1 protein-coding gene is annotated in these 1,386 nt (G+C 48.7%); it reads left to right on the top strand.

Annotation, left to right across the window (positions count from 1 at the left end):
- The first annotated feature begins 365 nt into the window (after positions 1 to 365).
- A complete protein-coding gene (locus tag COV46_07195; GenBank protein ID PIR16708.1) occupies positions 366 to 1,325 on the top strand; it encodes a hypothetical protein in 960 nt (319 codons plus the stop codon).
- Positions 1,326 to 1,386: the final 61 nt, after the last annotated feature.

The following is a 1,386-nucleotide window of genomic DNA, read 5'->3' as shown; positions in this document are numbered from 1 at the left end:
AAGCAATCTCCATAAATCAAGTGTTTGCGGGAGATTGCCGCGCCCCTTCGGGGCTCGCAATGACAGAGTAAGTAGGTTTTTAGAGGTGCCCTTTATAAAGACGAAGGCTTGCGAGGGGGCTTTTGGGTTGACACGCCGGGTCAATTATGTTAGCTCTCTTAGTGACAGTCAAAAAGCGTTACTCAATTAATAGCAGTTTCTAATGAAAGGCAGTTTTCGTTTTAATAAGTAAGAGATTATTGAAATTTAATTAAGACTTAGCGAACGAGCGACGAATTTATTTCGCGCGAGCGAGAGGGGTATGGGGGGAAGGAGTGAGGTCCTCCGAACGAGTTGTTCCCCCCATTTGTATAGGAGACTTCTTCTTGAAGAAAAAGGTTAAGAAACCAAAGTGGTATAACATACTTATCGTACCAGAAGGAAAACCAGCCCAAAAACAGCTTACCGTTCCGTCTTGGACCCACAAAGCGATATTTGCATTTTTAGGTGTATGGTTTGTTGCTACCATCGTTCTGGCAGGTACCGCCTATTACTACAGAACCGGCTGGATGGCCACCGAGGAAACACGCATAACTACCCGGGAAATAAAGGAAAAAGAGGCAGTGATCAGCGAAAAGCTCGCCTCAATGGAAGAGGTGGTAGGCCGTGCGAACAGGCTTGCCCAGCGTCTTGAGGCGGCTGTCGGTATCAATAAAAAGGTCATGCTTAAAAGCATAGGCCCCATTGCCGACGAAGATACCCTGCCGGACGCAAAGAAACTCAAACTTAACAGCAAATACGAGCTGACCGCCAAGGTCGAAAATAACCCCAGAGAGCTCTTTAATGACCTGGATCTCCAGACAGACGAGCTCAATGATACGATAGCCTCGGTCGAAATGAGGCTTCAGGACGTTTACGAGTTCCATCAAGAGCGCCTTACTTACTGGGCGTCAATGCCATCCATCTGGCCGGTCAGGGGCTGGGTGACGTCCGAATTCGGTCCCAGAAGGAGCCCCAAAGGGATAGGCTCGCGCTTTCATGAAGGGCTTGATATAGCGGCTTCCATCGGCACCCCGGTCTTTGCGTCGGGCGACGGAGTGGTTACTTTTTCAGGTTATAAGAACGGCCTTGGCAAGACCGTCATAATAGACCACGGCTTTGGCGTTACAACTGTCTATGGGCACAATTCAGCGCTCTACGTTCAGGAAGGCCAGAAGATAAAACGCGGTTCCAACATTGCCGCGGTGGGCCGCACCGGCCGTTCAACAGGGCCTCATCTGCACTATCAGATAGTGGTTGACGGTGTACCGGTCGATCCGATGCGCTATATCATAGAGAACTTCTGATCTTAATTGAATTCCTTGCAAATTATTTTTGTATTGGTTAGTTAGGTCATCCTGATCCGAA

The sequence above is a fragment of the Deltaproteobacteria bacterium CG11_big_fil_rev_8_21_14_0_20_49_13 genome (genome assembly GCA_002796305.1).
Taxonomy (GTDB): Bacteria; UBA10199; UBA10199.
The sequence above is the reverse complement of the archived record's forward strand: the minus strand, read 5'-3'. Positions and strand labels throughout refer to the sequence as shown.